We start from the raw sequence: 388 nt of genomic DNA, 5'->3' as shown, positions 1-388 counted from the left end.
GAGCTGTTCCAATGCCGAAAAGATGTTGGCAAGCATGGTTATTATCTGTCTTTTATAATTTAATAAGGCTAAAGAATTTCTTAATATTTAAACAAAAAACAGACACGATAAACAGGTCCTGTTACACAAAACACCCATTTATTGTGAAATAAAATTACAAATAAAATATAGATTTGATTTAACAAATAATATAAAGCAAGGGAATGATTACAAAAAAAAAGAGGCTGAAGTGTTAGCATCTTCAACCTCTGTAAACTACAAAACTAAGAACTTCTTATTTAAAGAATATGATTGAACTACTGTCCAGAACGAATGATGTAATCAAACGCTGACAGTGATGCTTTCGCGCCTTCACCAGTGGCAATGATGATTTGTTTATAAGGTACTG

Annotated in this window: 1 pseudogene; it reads right to left on the bottom strand. The window is 31.4% G+C overall.

The window, feature by feature from the left end:
• Window positions 1–296: 296 nt before the first annotated feature.
• Window positions 297–388: pseudogene (locus tag AC1M9A_RS14425) on the bottom strand (FAD-dependent oxidoreductase); the annotation flags it as partial.

This window comes from Acinetobacter sp. ANC_7634 (assembly GCF_056779875.1).
The sequence above is the reverse complement of the archived record's forward strand: the minus strand, read 5'-3'. Positions and strand labels throughout refer to the sequence as shown.